Annotated in this window: 2 protein-coding genes and 1 pseudogene; all 3 read left to right on the top strand. The window is 65.3% G+C overall.

The window, feature by feature from the left end:
- Window position 1 precedes the first annotated feature (1 nt).
- Window positions 2–637: a thiol:disulfide interchange protein DsbA/DsbL gene (locus DBR23_RS11095; RefSeq protein WP_108498278.1), complete on the top strand. Its 636-nt coding sequence runs from the start codon at window positions 2–4 to the stop codon at window positions 635–637.
- Between the two features lie 108 nt (window positions 638–745).
- Entirely contained in the window at window positions 746–1405 is a 660-nt protein-coding gene (gene lptA / locus DBR23_RS11090) for a lipopolysaccharide transport periplasmic protein LptA (protein ID WP_108498277.1), read from the top strand.
- Window positions 1402–1543: pseudogene (locus tag DBR23_RS30525) on the top strand (LPS export ABC transporter ATP-binding protein); the annotation flags it as partial. The gene lptA and the pseudogene DBR23_RS30525, both read left to right, overlap by 4 nt.

The raw sequence follows: 1543 nt of genomic DNA, 5'->3' as shown, positions 1-1543 counted from the left end.
TTTGTCCGCCGCCTCGGCGGTTGCCGCTTCTGCCCTGACGCTGCCAGTGGCCAACCCCGCGATGGCGCAAGCCCGCCAGTTCAAGGAGGGCAAGGACTTCAAGCGGCTGGACAAGCCCGTCGCCCCCGATGCGCCGGCCGGCAAGGTCGATGTGATCGAGTTCTTCTGGTACAGCTGCCCCCACTGCAACGCCTTCGAGCCCACGCTGGACGCCTGGGTCAAGGCTGCGCCCAAGGACCTCTCCATCCGCCGTGTGCCCGTGGCGTTCAACGCCAGCTTCGTGCCCCAGCAAAAGCTGTACTACACGCTCGAAGGCATGGGCAAGCTCGAAGCCCTGCACGCCAAGGTCTTCCGTGCCATCCACGTGGAAAAGGCCAAGCTCGCCAAGGACGACGAAATCCTGGCCTGGGTGACCCAGCAGGGCGTTGATGCGGCCAAGTTCAAGGAGGTCTACGGCTCCTTCAGCGTGGCCAACCAGGTGCGTCGCGCCTCGCAGCTGCAGGATTCGTACGGTGTTGAGGGCGTGCCTTCCATGGGTGTGGCAGGCAAGTACTACACCGACGGCACGATGGCCGGCAGCATGCAAACCGTGTTGCAGGTGGTCGAATACCTGGCGGCCACGGCACGCAAAGCCTGACGATCTGCCGACCCTGTCGGCAAGTTGTCCGAAAGGCCCGCTGACGCGGGCTTTTTTTTCGGGGTGGGTACCATCGGGTGGCTACAATCATTGCAAGATTCGTGCCCTATGACCCACCGCCTACTCCCCCTCCTTGTGCTCGCAGCCCTGACCGGCCTTGCGGGCATGGCACACGCCGAAAAGGCTGACCGTGCCAAGCCCATGAACATCGAGGCCGACGCCCTGCGCCACGATGAACTCAAGCAGACCAGCGTGTTCTCGGGCCGCGTGGTGATGACCAAAGGCACCATCGTGCTGCGCGGCGCGCGGCTGGATGTGCGCCAGGACGCCGACGGTTACCAGTACGGCGTGGTCACGGCCGAGGCGGGCAAACGGGCGTTCTTCCGCCAAAAGCGCGACACCGTGGCGGGGGCGCCTGACGAGTTCATCGAAGGCGAAAGCGAAGTCATCGAATACGACGGCAAGGCCGACAACGTGCGCTTCATCACCCGCGCCGAACTCCGCCGGTACCGTGGGTCGGTATTGAACGATGAGATCACCGGCGCCGTGATCGTCTACAACAACCTCACCGACGTGTTTACCGTGGACGGCCAGAAGGCGCCGGCGTCTTCGACTGCGGCTGGCGACACCCCTGCGCCCGGTGGTCGCGTACGCGCAGTGCTGGCGCCCAAAGACCCTCCGCCCGGCGCGGCAGCCCCGGCCCCAGCGCCTGACGCGCCCGCACCGGCGCTGCGCCCCAGCAATAGCCTTGGCGGCGGCGCCAAGTGAGCGGGCCTGCTGTGAGTACCGGTCCTGACTCCCAGGCGGGTAGCCGCCTGGAGGTACAGCATCTGGCCAAATCCTATGGCAGCCGCAAGGTCGTCAAGGATGTGTCGTTGGTGGTGCAAAAAGGCGAGGTTGTGGGGT

This window comes from Acidovorax sp. HMWF018, from assembly GCF_003061035.1.
GTDB lineage: Bacteria > Pseudomonadota > Gammaproteobacteria > Burkholderiales > Burkholderiaceae_C > Acidovorax > Acidovorax delafieldii.
This window is presented reverse-complemented; position numbering and strand designations above follow the sequence as displayed.

Coding starts and splice junctions, on each gene's coding strand:
- lptA (WP_108498277.1), top strand. CDS start 746: ATGACCCACCGCCTACTCCCCCTCCTTGTGCTCGCAGCCCTGACCGGC.